The organism is Microbacterium resistens, assembly GCF_031456305.1.
GTDB lineage: Bacteria > Actinomycetota > Actinomycetes > Actinomycetales > Microbacteriaceae > Microbacterium > Microbacterium resistens_A.
Genome location: NZ_JAVDUM010000006.1, coordinates 1 through 14983 on the forward strand (window position 1 = coordinate 1; position 14983 = coordinate 14983).

The 14983-nt window shown below is 70.4% G+C and carries 14 protein-coding genes and 1 tRNA gene; 8 read left to right on the plus strand and 7 right to left on the minus strand.

Translation table 11 applies throughout. The annotated features are described in order from the left end of the window. Positions 1 to 203 precede the first annotated feature (203 nt). Together J2Y69_RS07920 and J2Y69_RS07925 are read left to right on the plus strand one after the other, a co-directional pair. The gene (locus J2Y69_RS07920) at positions 204 to 1040 is read left to right on the plus strand and encodes a TrmH family RNA methyltransferase (RefSeq protein WP_310019330.1); all 837 of its coding nucleotides are present in this window, start codon (positions 204 to 206) and stop codon (positions 1038 to 1040) included. A gap of 164 nt (positions 1041 to 1204) precedes the next feature. Continuing rightward, positions 1205 to 1789 (plus strand): TetR/AcrR family transcriptional regulator, encoded by a 585-nt coding sequence (locus tag J2Y69_RS07925; RefSeq protein ID WP_310019332.1) that lies wholly within the window; start codon positions 1205 to 1207, stop codon positions 1787 to 1789. 272 nt (positions 1790 to 2061) lie between these two features. Here the strand turns inward: J2Y69_RS07925 and J2Y69_RS07930 are convergent, their stop codons facing one another. Further along, complete coding sequence (locus J2Y69_RS07930) at positions 2062 to 2949, minus strand: aldo/keto reductase (RefSeq protein WP_310019334.1); 888 nt, start codon at positions 2947 to 2949, stop codon at positions 2062 to 2064. Positions 2950 to 3004: 55 nt separating this feature from the next. On the opposite strand from J2Y69_RS07930, the gene J2Y69_RS07935 reads away from it, so the two are divergent. Together J2Y69_RS07935 and J2Y69_RS07940 are read left to right on the plus strand one after the other, a co-directional pair. Continuing rightward, on the plus strand, positions 3005 to 3385 hold the full coding sequence (locus J2Y69_RS07935; protein ID WP_310019336.1) for a MerR family transcriptional regulator: 381 nt from the start codon (positions 3005 to 3007) through the stop codon (positions 3383 to 3385). 34 nt (positions 3386 to 3419) lie between these two features. After that, on the plus strand, positions 3420 to 3854 hold the full coding sequence (locus J2Y69_RS07940) for a YkvA family protein (RefSeq protein ID WP_310019338.1): 435 nt from the start codon (positions 3420 to 3422) through the stop codon (positions 3852 to 3854). Positions 3855 to 3971: 117 nt separating this feature from the next. Here the strand turns inward: J2Y69_RS07940 and J2Y69_RS07945 are convergent. Both J2Y69_RS07945 and J2Y69_RS07950 read right to left on the minus strand, forming a co-directional pair. Continuing rightward, positions 3972 to 4045, minus strand: a tRNA-Gly gene (locus J2Y69_RS07945). 112 nt (positions 4046 to 4157) lie between these two features. Further along, entirely contained in the window at positions 4158 to 5033 is an 876-nt protein-coding gene (locus tag J2Y69_RS07950) for an AraC family transcriptional regulator (RefSeq protein WP_310019340.1), read from the minus strand. Between the two features lie 221 nt (positions 5034 to 5254). Between J2Y69_RS07950 and dcd the strand changes: the two genes are divergently transcribed. From dcd to J2Y69_RS07965, 3 genes are all read left to right on the plus strand, one after another. Further along, the gene (dcd, locus tag J2Y69_RS07955) at positions 5255 to 5860 is read left to right on the plus strand and encodes a dCTP deaminase (protein ID WP_310019342.1); all 606 of its coding nucleotides are present in this window, start codon (positions 5255 to 5257) and stop codon (positions 5858 to 5860) included. Positions 5861 to 5865: 5 nt separating this feature from the next. Further along, the gene (locus J2Y69_RS07960; RefSeq protein ID WP_310019344.1) at positions 5866 to 6651 is read left to right on the plus strand and encodes a hypothetical protein; all 786 of its coding nucleotides are present in this window, start codon (positions 5866 to 5868) and stop codon (positions 6649 to 6651) included. 95 nt (positions 6652 to 6746) lie between these two features. After that, entirely contained in the window at positions 6747 to 7934 is a 1188-nt protein-coding gene (locus tag J2Y69_RS07965) for an MFS transporter (protein ID WP_310019346.1), read from the plus strand. Positions 7935 to 8185: 251 nt separating this feature from the next. Here the strand turns inward: J2Y69_RS07965 and J2Y69_RS07970 are convergent, their stop codons facing one another. Together J2Y69_RS07970 and J2Y69_RS07975 are read right to left on the minus strand one after the other, a co-directional pair. Next, positions 8186 to 9127, minus strand: a complete 942-nt coding sequence (locus J2Y69_RS07970) for a helix-turn-helix transcriptional regulator (RefSeq protein WP_310019348.1) — start codon at positions 9125 to 9127, stop codon at positions 8186 to 8188. Positions 9128 to 9350: 223 nt separating this feature from the next. Beyond that, positions 9351 to 10142: a MarR family winged helix-turn-helix transcriptional regulator gene (locus J2Y69_RS07975; protein ID WP_310019351.1), complete on the minus strand. Its 792-nt coding sequence runs from the start codon at positions 10140 to 10142 to the stop codon at positions 9351 to 9353. A gap of 87 nt (positions 10143 to 10229) precedes the next feature. Here J2Y69_RS07975 and J2Y69_RS07980 point away from each other — a divergent pair, with 87 nt between their 5' ends. Then, a complete protein-coding gene (locus J2Y69_RS07980) occupies positions 10230 to 10874 on the plus strand; it encodes a MarR family winged helix-turn-helix transcriptional regulator (RefSeq protein WP_310019353.1) in 645 nt (214 codons plus the stop codon). A gap of 700 nt (positions 10875 to 11574) precedes the next feature. Here the strand turns inward: J2Y69_RS07980 and J2Y69_RS07985 are convergent. Together J2Y69_RS07985 and J2Y69_RS07990 are read right to left on the minus strand one after the other, a co-directional pair. Then, positions 11575 to 12993, minus strand: coding sequence for an MFS transporter (locus J2Y69_RS07985; protein WP_310019355.1), 1419 nt, complete (start codon positions 12991 to 12993; stop codon positions 11575 to 11577). A gap of 29 nt (positions 12994 to 13022) precedes the next feature. Continuing rightward, positions 13023 to 14570 (minus strand): nucleobase:cation symporter-2 family protein, encoded by a 1548-nt coding sequence (locus J2Y69_RS07990; protein ID WP_310019357.1) that lies wholly within the window; start codon positions 14568 to 14570, stop codon positions 13023 to 13025. Between the last annotated feature and the right edge of the window lie 413 nt (positions 14571 to 14983).

Sequence of the window (14983 nt, forward strand, 5' to 3'; positions counted from 1 at the left end):
CCCGCGCGCCGGCCCCGGGATGCGGCCGGGTTGGGCCCGGCCCTGTTACCCCCGCCCCCGGCCCAAATGGGCCGGCGCCCCACGCCGGGGCGCGCCACTTTCCGCGACCGGAAGGCCGATGCCGGCCGGATCAAGGCGGACCGGGCCGAGGTCGCGGCGGGCCGGGCCCCGGGGAGGGGCGACCGGCGGTCTACGCTGGGTGTGTGCCTCAAGGAACCGATCGACAGCCCGTGTCCGACGGTCGGGAGCAGCCCGGCGGCACGACCATCGACAGCGTCCGCCACCCCGCCGTCCGGCGGGTCGCCGACGTCCTGCGCACGGTCTCGGCCCATCCGCGCACGCTCCTCATCGACGACGAGGAGAACATCGAGCAGGCGATCGCGGCGGGCGTCTCGATCGACGCGCTGTATGCGACGCCCGGGATGGCCGACGTGGCCGAGCAGCTGCGGGAGAGGGCCGGGGCTGCGCTCCACATCGTCGCCGACGACGTCACGAAAGCGCTGTTCAAGGCCGAGAAGCGCACGCGCGTCTTCGCCCTGGCGAAGGCGCCGAGGCCGGCGGCCTGGCAGGACGTCGCCGCACGCCGCGGGGACATCGTGGTCCTGGACGGAGTGCGGATCGCCGGCAACATCGGCGCGATCATCCGCTCGGCCTGCGCGTTCGACGCCGCAGGCGTGGTGCTCCTCGACAGCGGGCTGACCACCGCCTTCGACCGGCGCCTGATCCGCGCCAGTCGCGGGCTCACCTTCGCGATCCCGCTCCTCCTCGCCACGGGCGCCGAGCTCGCCGCCTTCCTCCGCGAGCAGGGCATCCCCCTCGCGAGCCTCGCTGCCGATGCCGACTCGCCGCTCCGGACCATCGGCGAGGTCGACGGGCGCCTGGCGATCCTGATGGGCTCCGAGCGCACCGGAGCGTCCGAGGAGCTCGACGGCATGGCCGGGCGGCGCTACTCGGTGCCGATGATGCCCGGAGTCGAGTCGCTGAACGTCTCGGTCGCGGCCGGCATCGCCCTGTACGAGCGCCGACGCCTCTCGTCCTAGCGCCGTCCCGTCGGCCCTGCGCGCCCGCCCCGCCCGTTCCCGTCGCAAAAAGTGCCGCTCGGACGGCCGAACGGCGGCACTTTTCGCGACGGGAAGGGTTTGGCGACCGGGCGTCACCTGTCGAAACGCGAGCGCGGAGCCTCCGCCCACGTTATGGTTACGGCGTGCAGAGTAATCAGATCGGCAGGCCGTACGTGCCTGGCATCACGGAGGCGCTCCTGCACGCCGCCGAGCGCATCATGGTCTCGGAGGGATTCTCCGCCCTCACCGTGGACCGTCTCGTCACCGAGATCGGGTCCACGAGGCCGACCTTCTACCGGCGTTTCCCCAACATCGCCCACCTCGCGCTGGAGGTCGTTCGCAAGCGATTCGGGACCGGGACCCCGGTGGACACGGGCTCGCTGGCCGAAGACCTGCTCATCCTGCAGAGGGAGGAGATCGCGATGTTCGCGTCGCCCCTCCTCCGCAACAACCTCCCGGGTCTTCTGGACGCCGCCCGCACCGACGCCTCGGTGCGCACGCTCTACGAGACGGAGTTCATCGGACCCCGTCGAGCCAATGTGGCGAGGGTGATCGCCGCCGGCGTCGAGCGGGGCGAGGTGCCCGAGGTCGACGACATCGACTACGTCTGCGACTTGCTGTTCGGGCCGGTCATCGTCCGGGCGCTGCTGCCCGTGGGCGCCGCGCTCGACGACCGGCTCGCGCGGGAGACCAGGGACTCCGCGATGGAGCGGCTCCGCAGGAGCTGACGGCTCGCGGCGTCAGCTCCTGCGCCGCTTGTCCGGCCCGCTCCGGTCCCGACAAGTGCCGCCCGGACGCCCGGCCAGCGGCACTTGTCGCGACCGGAAGGGTTTGGCGTTGGCCCGGAGGTGCGGGCCATGCGTCCCGTCGCAAAAAGTGCCGTCCGGACGCGGTGCGGACGGCAGATTTCGCGACCGGAACGGTCTGAGCGGCGGGAGGCAAGCCGGGCCGGGCAGGCGCGGCAGCGGGAGACGGGGCGGGTGACCGGAGCCGCCTGCCGTCATGCAAGGAGTCGGAGGTGCTCGGTGGAGAGGCGCACGGTCTGAGCCGCTGTGTTCTCTTCCAGATGCGCGATCGACGATGTTCCCGGGATCGGGATGACGTTCTCGTTTCGGTGGAGGAGCCACGCCAGCGCGACCTGTGAGCGCGGCACACCCAGCTCTCGGGCAACGATGTCGACAGTGCTGCCGGTGCGAGCGAGCTCCCCGATCGCCAGCGGGAAGTACGGCAGGAAGGCGATGCCCCTGTCGGCCGCGTGATCGATCACGGGGTCGTGCTCACGATCGGCGAGGCTGTAGCGGTTCTGCACCGCGGCGATGAGGGTGACCCGCCTCGCCTCGTCCAGTTCCCCAACGGTCACTTCGGAGAGGCCGATGTGCCGGATCTTCCCCTGTTCCCGGAGCTCCGCCATCGCACCGACCTGATCGGCGATGGAGTACGTCGGGTCGAGACGGTGCAGCTGCAGCAGGTCTATCGAGTCGACCCGTAGCCTGCGCAGACTGAGCTCGACCTGCTGCTTCAGATAGTCAGGGTGGCCGTGGGGGACCCACGTGGTCGGCGTCGGTCGGAGGAGCCCGACCTTCGTCGCGACGACCACACCATCGGGATAGGGGTGCAGTGCTTTGGCGATGAGCTCCTCGTTCCCGCCGAGCGCATATGCGTCGGCGGTGTCGAAGAGCTGCACGCCGAGGTCGACGGCACGCCGCAGAACGGCGATCGCATCCGCGGCATCGGCGCTCGCCCTCCAGATCTGCGCTCCCGCCTGAGTGCCGTCTCCGCTCGCATCGGTCAGGCGCATCGTCCCGAAGCCGACTCGCCTGACGGGCAGGTCGCCGCCGATCAGGAAGGATCCGTGGTCCGACGAGGTTTCACCATCGTGAGTACTCATGAGACGACGCTATGAGGTGACGCTAGCGTCACCTGCAAGTCAGTGGAGGCATCGCATGGAGCAGGGGCTCGGACGTCAGGCCACGATCGGTATCGGTGAGCTCTCCGCGCGCACGGGAACGAGCGTGCGTGCGCTGCGGTACTACGAGCAGCATCGACTGCTCCAGGCCACCCGCACCGCCTCCGGGCACCGAAGGTTCGGCCAGGATGCCGTAACGGTCGTGCAGCGGATCCGGATGCTCTTGGATGCCGGGCTGCCGCTCAAGACGGTCGGCAGCGTGCTCGTCTGCTTCGAAGGAGGCACGGCGCTGCATCCCTGCGTCACGACGTATCTTCGCGATCACGAGGCGGTGATCACCACCCGCGTGGCCGCCCTCGAACGACAGGGCGAGGCGCTCCGACATGTTCAGAGCCTTGTGTCCAGCTCTCCGGCATGAGTGGAATGGTTGAGCACGAGCAGGAGGGAGTGCGATGCCTGAATGGCTGATCGTCCTGCTCAGCGTGCTCGGCGGGATCGTCCTGTTGTGGGCGGTGTTGGTCGGGTTGCTCTGGGTGCAGCAGCGGCGCACGGGAACCGCTGTCGACTGGCGCGCGATGATGCGACTGGTGCCCGACGTGATCCGATTGGTGAAGCGGCTTGCCACCGATCCATCGGTGCCGCGAGCGGCTCGGTGGTGGTTGCTGGGGCTGCTGGGCTATCTGTTGCTGCCGTTCGATCTCGTGCCGGATTTCATCCCGGTGCTCGGCTTCGCCGATGACGCTGTCGTGGTGGCCATCGTGCTGAGGTTCGCGATCCGCCACGCGGGGATGAGCGCGGTCGAGCATCACTGGCCGGGCAGCCCGGAGGGGCTCAAGAGCGTGCTGACGCTTGCCGGGCTGCCCTTCGAGCGCTCCGCCGAGCGTTGACTAGCCTCCCCCTGGAAGGAGGCGCGGGGATGACCGCTGATGAGCTTGCGGGCACAGCGGGCATATCCCGAACGACGCTGCACTCTATCGAGCACGGCAGCGCCAGCACGTCACATGTGGAGGGGCTGACGGGAATCGAACCCGCGTCATCTGCTTGGGAAGCAGAGGCTTTGCCATTAAGCTACAGCCCCGTACTCGTCCTGCACGAGTGGAGTCGTGCCGGGACGGGCATCGCAAGCCTACCGGGCGGGTGGGGATGGGGCAAACGGGCCGAAGCTCCCCACACCGGCCCCGGGGCAGGCCTCAGGCCGCGCGGTCGCGGCGGAGCCGGCGCGGGGTGGACAGGTTCTCCCGGGCGAAGCCGCCGCGCATCGCGGTGGCATCGGTGAACCCGGAGTGCTGCCCGATCTGGTCCAGCGTGAGGGAGTCGTAGTCCGGATCCCGAAGCATCGTGAGCGCGAGCTCGACCCGGACCCGTCGGAGGAACCCTCGGGGCGTCACATCGCGCCCCGAGAACGCCCGCTGCAGATGGCGCTCGGAGACGCCGAGCTCGGTCGCGAGCGTCGCGACCGTGTAGCGGGGGTCGGTCGCGTTCACGCGGATCAGGTGCTGCGCCCGCTCGAAGAGGGTGCGGTGCGGTGCGGTCCTCTGGACGACGTCGGTGGCCTCGATCACGAGCCCCCACATGCCCTCCAGCAGGAGGCGTTCGAGGATGTACATCGAGACCGGGGCGGGCGTCGATTCCCGCAGGCCCTCGACGACGGCGCCGAGGAGCGAGCGGAACGTGCGCGTGAGCATCGTCTCCGGGATGCGGTCGGGGAGTGCGATGTCGTGTCCGGCGAGCTCACGGATCGCGTTCCGGGGGAACCAGACCACGGTGCCGACTCCCGGCCCGATCTCGCCGGGCCTGCCCCGCCCGTCCACGGCGAAGAGCGGGGACGTCACCGGACGCTCGGATCCCTCCTCGAGGACCGCGGGACCTTCGACGTCCGGGAGCACGAGAGCGGAGCAGGGGCCTGCTCCTTCGGGCAGATCGGCGATGCGCCCTTCGTCATCGAGGTCCTGCCACGAGATGCGGCGGAGCGTGAGGCTCCGGCACCGCAGGGTCTGAGCCGTGCCGGGGCGCGGTCCGCGGGGTGCGCCGTTTCGTGCCCAGGTCGGCGGGATGTCGTTTTCCATTCGTTGCCCCCAAGTCGTCCGCGTACAGGATCGGAGCCTGTACGGAAGAAGAAGACGCGCGACGTGGGGAGAGCGGGGGCACGACGCGGCCGTCTCTACGGTTTCTAGCAGGAACAGGGAATCCGACCCTCTGTGACTATGTGCAATCCCGTAGAGTGCGCGGAATCCGACCTCCGAGAGTGGGTGAACACGACTTCCAGGGACGCGGATAGGCTGTTCCCGTGCTGCTCTCCGATCGGGATATCCGCGCTGGACTCGATGAGGGAAGGATCGGTCTCGATCCGTTCGAACCCTCGATGATCCAGCCGTCGAGCATCGACGTGCGCCTGGACCGCTACTTCCGTCTCTTCGACAACCACAAGTACCCGTTCATCGATCCCTCCGAGGACCAGCCGGAGCTCACCCGGCTCATCGAGGTCGCTCCCGACGAGCCGTTCATCCTGCACCCGGGCGAGTTCGCCCTCGGCGCCACCTTCGAGCGCGTCACGCTGCCCGACGACATCGCCGCGCGCCTGGAGGGGAAGTCCTCGCTGGGGCGTCTCGGCCTCATCACCCACTCCACGGCCGGCTTCATCGACCCCGGGTTCACCGGACACGTCACCCTCGAGCTGGCGAACGTCGCGACACTGCCGATCAAGCTCTGGCCGGGGATGAAGATCGGGCAGCTGTGCTTCTTCCAGCTTTCCTCGCCCGCAGAGAGCCCGTACGGCTCCGGCCCCTACGGCAACCGCTACCAGGGGCAGCGCGGGCCGACCGCCTCGCGGTCGTTCCTCAACTTCCATCGCACGGATGTCGGCACGACCGACGTGGGCGCGCACGGGGGCTGAGCTCCGTGAGCCTCTACGACGACGATCCGTCGACCGTCTACGACCCGCCGCCTCCGCCGCCGTCGAGCGTCCCGCAGGTCGGGACCGATGACGCCCCTCCCGGGCCCAGCGCCGACGAGCTGAGGACGAAGCGCCGCAGCAGGGCGATCGTCATCACCGTCATCGCGGTCTGCGCGACCCTCCTGATCGGGGCGATCCTGACGATCGTCCTGCTCACATCGGGACTGGTCTCGATGATCGCCGATCGGCCGGCTCCGGCGCCCGCGCCCGTCGCCCAGACCGCCGAGCCGACATCGGATCCCGAGCCGAGCCCGACGCCGACCAGCGCGCCGCCGACACGGGCGAGCGGCGAGGGGTGCAGTGCGCTCTGCACCTCGCTCGAGTCCGAGGCGGGCGGATCCGTGGGCTCCTGGACGCAGGAGATCGCCTGGGCGAACGCCGCGCCCGAGGTCGGAGCGCAGGACGCGGCGACCACCGTCTACTCCTCCGCGGCGGGGCGCGTGACCTTCACGGTGCTGCAGTTCCCGGACGACGAGGCGGCCGCCGCGGCCGCCATCGCGCTGCGCACGCGGCTCGGCGACCCGAGCTTCGACACCTCGCTGTTCACGGACGGCACCGGCAGGCGCTACGACTACGACGGGACGCTGGTGAGCCGCGTCCTCTGGCACGCCGACGCGCAGTCGGAGGCGCACACGCCGGGACGGCTGTACCTCACGGAGTCCTCCGCCATCGAGAGCGACGACTTCGCCGCGCAGCCGGCCTTCCTCCTCTACAGCGCGCTCCCCATCTGACGGGCGGCTCTGACCAGCGGCTCTGGCGGACGATCCGTCGGAATCGGCGGACGTGCGGTCGGGCGCGGAGCGGCGAGAGGCGCGAGCCTGGAACCATGACCACGACCGCGCCCGTCCCCATCGCTGAAGCCTCCACGAGATCACGCCTCCCCTACGGCGCTCTCCTCGCGATGATGGGGATGAGCTTTCTGCTGGTCACCGCGGAGTTCCTGCCCAATGGGATGCTGACCGAGATCGCAGGATCCGTCGGTGTCACGCCGGGGCAGGCCGGGCAGATGGTCACCGTCACGGCCCTCGTCGGACTCGTCGTCGCCCCGACGATCGGCCTCGCGCTGCCGCGTCTGGACCGTCGGTCCCTCCTCGTATGGATGGCGGTGTTGGCGACGATCTCCAACGCCGTCGTCGCGATCGCGCCGAACCTGCCCCTGCTCCTGCTCGCGCGGGTGCTGCTGGGCGCCGCGATCTCCGGATTCTGGACCATGTCGATCACCGTCGCCGCGCGGATCGCGGGCCCCGAGCGCCTGGGCCGTGCCGTGATGTTCACGACGGCCGGCCTGTCGCTCGCGACCGTCGCGGGCGTGCCGATCGGCGTCATGATCAGCGAGGTGCTGGACTGGCGCAGCGTCTTCGGCATCGCCGCGGTCGCCACCGCGGTCCTCGCCGTCCTGCTCCGGGTCCTGCTGCCCACCGTGCCGGCCGAGAACGCGGCGAAGCTGTCGGTCCTGGTCGAGACGGCGCGGCGGCCCGGCATCGGACTCGGTCTCGGCGGGCACATCCTCGTGGTGCTCGGGCACTTCCTCGCCTACACCTACATCCGGCTGTCGCTGGACCGGGTGGAGGGGGTCGACGCCGGCACGGTGATCCTGCTGCTCGCGCTGTTCGGCCTCGGCGGCTTCTTCGGGAACCTCGTGATCGGCGTGATCATCGACCGCACGTACCGCGTGTTCGCCGTCGTCTCGCCGGTCGTGATCGCGGTGATGATCCTGCTGATGCTCGTCGGGTCGGGCTCCGTGTGGGCGATCGGCGCCGTCACCGTCGTCTGGGGCTTCTTCTTCTCCTCCTGGCTGCTGATCGTCAACACCTGGGTCGGGCACCGGCTGCCGGACCGGCTCGAGGCGGGCGGCAGCATCATCGTCGTCGGGTTCCAGGCCGCGATCACGATCGCCGCCGGGGTGGGCGGAGTCCTGGTGGACGGGGTCGGCATCGTCACCGTCTACCTGGTCGGCGCGGTCACCCTGGTCGTCGGGGCGGCGCTGTTCGGCCTCGCCAATCGCGCCCGCTGATCGGGGCTGGGGCCGCTCCATCAGGTCGGACCGATCCACTTCTGTCGGCCCGGATGTGCTGATCGGTCCGGCGCAGGTGCGTCTGCCCGACGCGGCGACCAGGTCGACGGCGCGGGGCGGGCCTTCCGCCGGGTCTGTGCAGGGAAGGATCGATCCACTCCTGTCGGACCGAATGCCCCGATCGATCCGACAGGAGTGCATCGATCCGACAGGAGCGCATTGAGCCGAGCTGAAGCGGCGGAGGCGCGGGGTCAGGCGCGGGAGGTTCGCCAGGCGCTCGGGGTCATCCCGGTGTGCCGGCGGAAGGCGCGGCTGAAGCCCTCGTCCGAGGAGTATCCGAGCTCGCGCGACACCGCGCTCACGCCCAGGCCCCGGCGCAGGAGCTCCTGCGCCGAACGCATGCGGACCTCCGCGACGTAGCCCAGGGGCGAGCGGCCGAGGGCCGTGCGGAAGCGCTCGGCGAAGACTGAGCGCGACATGGCGCCGACGGCGGCCAGTCCCTCCACCGACCAGTCCCGGCCGGGTTCGGCGTGGATCGCGTCCACGACCCGATCCAGATACGGATCGTTCGACACCGACGGCCAGCCGACCGGTGCGCAGCCGTTGGCGGACCACGCGCGGATGGCCGACAGCAGCACTGTTCTGGCCATCGTCCGGCAGATCACCTCGTCGCCGCGTCGTTCGGGAACCTCGGCCGCCTCGCGATCGATGCCCATGTGCTCGGCGAGCGCGGCGGCCGCCGGCTCCAGCACCGAGAAGCCGCGGACGTTCGCGAGGTCGGGGAGCAGATCAGCCACGTGCGCGGCGGCGTCGGCGAGATCCAGGGTCGACATCAGCACCGTGGCCCCCGGCGATGCATGCACGGAGATCGCGCGTCGCCCTGCGGAGAGCAGGACATCGCCGGCGGTGAAGATCGAGAGGGATGCCGCGGAGGACGGTGGACGGACCTCTTCACGGCCGGGCACGGTGCAGGAGGTCCCGAGTCCGTGTTCGACCCGTACGATCCCGGCGATCACGTAGATCAGGGTGACCGCGCGGGCGGGGACGGCAAGGATCTCCTGCTCCCGCGTGGTGATCCGCTGCTGTCGCCGGATCCGGACATCGACGGCGGAGAGGAGCTTCTCGATGGCTTCGCCCGTCCGCTCGTCCTGCGCGCGGGCGGGCGCTGGGGCGGGCGGGGCGATTGCGCTCATGGAGAACAGAACCGGATCGCGTCTCCCGCTATTCCGGTGCGGTGCTTCCGGCGACGCGCGATGCCCTCCGACCGGGTCGGGTGGCGCCGTGGATGTGCGTCGGGGGATGTGCGTGGAGAGGTGCATGACGGAAGTGACTGGCCGGAGGCGGGTGGCCAGGGACAGGCCGGCGCCCGCCCGGCCGCGAGGGTCGAGACGGGCGCCGGGCGGTTACGCGGCACGCTCAGCCGCGCAGGTGGATGTGGATCGGGCGGCCGCGGTGGCCCCAGCCCGCTGCGGGCCCCGGGCGGTGGTGCCCCTGTCGGTCCGGGTGCTCCTGACGATCCCCGCGGGGGACGTCGTATCCGCGGCGGTCCTGCTCGCGGTGCCCGCGGTGGTCCTGCTCGTGCCGGTGTCCGTCGAAGGCGTCGCGCCCGCGACGGTCCTGCCCGCAACGACCGTGCCCATGGGGGCCGTGCCTGTGGAAGCCGTGCTCGTGGTCGTGCTCCTGGCCGCGCTCTCCGTGCGTGCGGGGATCGTGGCCGCGGTCGTGCTCGGGGCGTCCGGCGAAGGGGTGCCTCCGTCCGCGGTCGGAGCGCGGGAGCCGGGTGCCCTCGTGCCAGCCGAGCTCGCGGGCGATCTTCTCGAGGGCGGTCGCCATCGCGGCGAACTCCTCCGGATCGACCGCCGACGCCACGCGGGCGCGGATGGTGTCGACGATCGTGGCGAGGCGCTCCTTGGCCGCGCGGCCCTCGTCGGTCAGTGTCCAGTCCTCGCCCTCTCGGGCGACCCAGCCGAGCTGAACGATGCGGCGGAGCTTGCCGCCGCGCAGGGGGCGATCGGACGGGACGGTGCCGTCGACGAGGTTGAGCAGCCTCCAGTCGCGGCGGGTGATCCCCTCGCGATCGAAGGCGGCGGCGAGCTCGGCGGCCATCAGCCGGTCGACCGCGGTGATCCAGTAGCCGAACGGGCGACCCGGAGTGGGCGCGGGCTCGGTGGTGGGCAGAGATTCTGGTGTCGTGTCATCGGTGTTCATGGGTGTTTCCTTTACTTGTCATGTTGCATGTACATGCAGTGTGACATGCGATTCAATCGCATGTCAAGTCACATGTAAAATTGCGGGATGAGCTCACAGGATTCCGGACGGTCGGAGCGGGAGAACGCCGATCCCGTCGATGCGATCACCGCCGCGCTCGCCCGGCTGCGCGGTCGTGGCGGCCGCCGGTTCGGGCCCCACGAGCACCCGGATCCGGAGGGGCACGGCGGGCACGGCCCTCGGCATGCGGATCGCCATGACGGGTTCCCCGGGGGGCCGTGGGGAGGGCATCGGGGGCGCCGGGGGCATGACCCGCACGATCTGCACGATGGCGATGAGGGTCGTCGGGGGCGCGGCGGGCGGCCGGGCATGCCGTGGGCGGGGGACCTTGCGGGGCGGCACGGCGCGCCGGCGGTGTTCCGGATGCTGGAGGCGCTCGCGGGCGGGGAGCTCAGCGTCAGCGCGATCGGCGAGGCGATCGGCGTCGATCAGCCGCGGGCGTCCCGCCTCGTGCAGCAGGGTGCCGAGCGCGGCTGGGTGCGCCGTGAGGCCGATCCTGATGACGCGCGCCGCACGCGGATCGTCCTCACCGACGAGGGGCGCGCCCTGATCCGCGGCATGCGGGGGCAGCGTCGGGAGATGGTCGCCCAGGCGCTGGAGGAGATGTCGCCGGAGGAGCGCGCCGAGCTCGCGCGCCTGCTCACCAAGCTCGCCGACAACTGGCCCGGCTGAGCCGGACGGCCTCGTCGGGGTTCATTCCATCGGGTTCATTCCGTCGGGTGGATCCACTTCCGTCGGATGGATCGACTTCTGTCGGATGGATGGGCTGATTTGGGCCGACGGCGGTGCGATTGGCCGACCGGATGTGTCTGCCCTGGGGGCGGGAGAGTCTGCCCGCCCAAGCGGGTGTGTCGCCATTTCATGCGCTCGGATCCGATCCATCTCTGCGGACTTGCCGAGTGGTTCATCCTGTCGGATGGATTGAACTCTGTCGGATGGATGGGGTGATTTGGGCCGACGGTGGTGCATTCGGCCGACCGGATGTGTGGGCCTGGGGCGGGAGGGCCTGCCGGGCCGGACTGGATGTGTCTACCTGGTGGGCATCTTCATCTGGTCGGGCTGGTCTTGCCCGGTTGGGCGTGCGGCGGTTCATTCCGTCGGATGGATCGAACTCTGTCGGATGGATGCGGTGGTTTGGGCCGACGAGGGTGCGATCGGCCGACCAGGTGTGTGCCCTGGGGTGGAGAGGCTGACCGCCCAAGCGGATCCGATCCATCTCTGCCGACCATGCTGGGCGGTTCGTCCCGTCGGATGGATCGAACTCTGTCGGATGGATGCGATGGTTTAGGCCGACGAGGGTGCGATCGGCCGACGGATGTGCCTGCCGGGCCGACCGAACGCGCCGCCACCGGCCGGAGGGCGCTGGCCGGGGTCAGGCCACCCGCTCGCGCACCGGCAGGAGAAGGAGGAAGCCGACCAGCAGGACCAGGATGATCCCGACGATGCCGAAGGCCGTTGCGCTCGTCGCCGCGATGAGCAGGGTCCAGGCGCCGGAGGCCATCCAGCTGGCGGCTCGGCCCGTCGTCGCATAGAGGCCGAAGATCTCGCCCTCCCGCCCCGCCGGGGTCACGCGCGCCAGGAAGGAGCGGGCCGCCGACTGCGCGGGGCCGACGAAGCCGCAGAGCACCAGACCCCCGACCCAGAACACCGCCTTGCCCGCGTCCACGAGGAGGAACACCGCGGTGCCGGCGACGACCATCGCGGCGAGCGAGACGAGGATGACGCGCTTCGGGCCGAACCTGTCGTCGAAGCGGCCGGCGATGATGGTGGACACGCCGGCGATCAGGTTCGCCGCGACCCCGAAGAGGACGAGCTCCATGAACTCGAAGTGGAACACGGTCCTGGCGATGACCGCGCCGAACGTGAACACCCCGGCCAGGCCGTCGCGGAAGACGGCGCTGGAGAGCAGGAACCAGAACGTCGGGCGGGTGCTCGGGTCGCGGTAGAGGCCCACGATGTCCTTCACCAGCACCGCATAGGACGCGAAGAAGCCCACCCGCCGCTCGGGACGGCCGAGCGAGGGCTCCGGCACGTTGAGGAAGATCGGGATGGAGAAGACGATCGCCCAGACCGCGCAGCCCACCGCGATGAGGCGGAAGGGGAGCCCGCCCTCCTCCGGCAGTCCGAACCAGCCGGAGGCGTAGAAGACGATCACGATCACGAGGGCGACGATGCCGCCGAGGTAGCCGAAGCCCCAGCCGAGACCCGAGATCCGGCCGACCGTGCGCGGCGAGGCGATGCCGATGAGCATCGCGTTGGAGTTGACCGCCGCGATCTCCCCGAACACGGCGCCGGCGGAGATGAGCGCGACGCCCAGCCAGAACAGGGTGGGAGCCGGCTCCACGAACCACAGCCCGAGCATGCACGCGACGAGCGCGGCGGTGCCGATCCCGAGCCAGAGTTTCTGCCGGCCCGCCGCGTCCGCGCGCTGGCCGAGCACGGGGGCGAGCGCCAGGATCGCAAGGCCCGCGATCGTGGAGCCCAGTCCCAGCCCGCTGGTGAGGTCGGCGATCGCCGCCTCCTTCACCGGGTCGGCGTCGTCGAGGGCGGCGACCGCGGGCGGGAGGAAGGCGTCGGTGGTGAGGTACAGCGCGGTGAAGATGAACGTCAGGATGACGGTGTTGAACGGCTGCGTCGCCCAGTCCCAGAGCGCCCAGGAGTAGATCTGCTTCCGGGAGGCCGGCTCGTCCCCGCGGAGCTCGAGGCCGACCACGGCCACCGCCCCGCTCGTGGCCGTCGCCGGCGGCTGCGGGTCGGCGGGGCCGTCGGCCGGCCGCTCGGGCGTCGTCATGCTCGAAGTCTGGTCGCGCCGGGTGAACGTCAGGTAGCGGCGCGCCGGTCCTCCTGCACGCCGCCTTCGTCCCCGGAGGCGGGATCCGTCTGGACCGCGATGGTGCCCGTCGGCACGATCGGCACCTCGGTGCCGCCGGCGTCGATGAGCTTCCCGCCGACGAAGTAGTCGCCGTCCTCCAGAGCGCCGACCACGTCCTCCGGTACGGAGCGCCCTGCCGCCGCGACGAAGACGCTCCGGTCGCCGCGGGTGTTGGAGCGGCGGACCAGGTGGTTGAACACGATGTTCAACAGGATCGCCATGATCGTCGTCGAGCTGATCGCCGAGTGGAAGATCACGGTGAACCAGTCCGGGAAGCCGTCGTAGATGGCGGGCTGGACTAGCGGGAGCAAGCCGAAGCCCAGAGACACGGCGACGATGATCAGGTTGAGGTTGTTGCGGTAGTCGACCTTCGACAGCGTGGAGATCCCGCTGGCCGCGACCGTCCCGAACAGCACGATCCCCACCCCACCGAGCACCGGCGACGGGATCGCGGCGACGACGCGGCCGAGCACCGGGAGGACGCCGAGGACGACCAGGATCACGCCGCCGGCGGCGACGACGAACCGGCTCTTGACCCCGGTGATGGCGACGAGCCCGACATTCTGCGCGAAGGCGCTCTGGGTGAAGGAGTTGAAGACGGGGGAGACGGCGCTGGAGAGCATGTCCGCCCGCAGGCCCGCAGCGATCCGCTTCGAGTCGACCTTGGACCCCACGACCTCGCCGACCGCGAGGATGTCGGCGGTGGTCTCCGTGAAGGTCACGAGGATCACGATCACCATCGAGATGATCGCGGCGATGTCGAAGGTCGGCATCCCGAACGCGAAGGGCGTCGGCGGTGCGAAGATCGGCCCGTCGCCGACCGAGGAGAAGTCCGCGGCGCCGACGGCGACCGCGAGCAGCGTGCCGATGAGCAGCGAGGCGAGGATGCTCAGCCGCGCGATGGCCGGCGTCCCGAACTTGGTGAGCAGGATGACGAGGAGGAGGGTCGCCGCGGCGAGGCCCAGATTCGGGACGGAGCCGTAGTCCGCGGCCTTCGCGTCCCCGCCCATCGCCCACCCGGCGGCGACGGGGAGGAGCGAGAGGCCGATCGAGGTGATGACCGCACCCGTGACGACCGGAGGGAAGAAGCGCACGATCATCGCGAAGGCGGGGGCGACGATGAGGCCGATCAGCGAGGCGACGATCACCGCGCCGAAGACCGCGGTGATCCCGCCGCTGCTCTGGATCGCGAGCATCGTCGCGATGCCCGAGAACGACACCCCCTGCACGAGCGGGAGGCGGGAGCCGAAGAACGGCAGGCCGATCGTCTGCAGGATGGTGGCGAGCCCGCCGATGAACAGGGCGCAGGCGACGAGCATGCCGATCTCGCCCTGCGACAGCCCTCCCGCCTGCCCCATGACGAGCGGTGGCGCGATGATGCCGCCGTACATCGTCAGCACGTGCTGGAGGCCGTAGGCGAAGGTCGGCCCGATGCCGAGCCTCTCGTCCTCGGGCCGGCGCGCGGCGGTCGTGGGGGTGGCCTGCTTCCTCGCCATGGGCCGTTCCTCTCGTCTTCGTCGATCGAGGCGGTGGTTCATCATGCGGAAGAGAATTTCCGTATTACGGATGAATGGTACGCGGGGTGAGGGAGCGAGGTCAACCCTCGGTCCCTTGACGACATCGTGGACGCACCCTCGGCGTCGTCAACGATGTCGACATCGTCCGCCCGGTCTCGCCTCGTCCTCCCCGCGCCCTTTCCTCGGGACGGAGCGGCATAAGGGGTATCCACTACGGGGTATCCCTCAGTCCAAAGGGGGCTCGGCGAGGCGTCGGAGAGTCGTTCGCGATGTAGCCGCCAGATTGCAGGCGATACGCGACATTCGGCTGGTGGCGCTCGCCGCGAGAGCCCAAGGATGGCTTCTCGGGGAGGGCGCAGTCTCGGACGAGATGCCCTCGAACATCCGTCAAG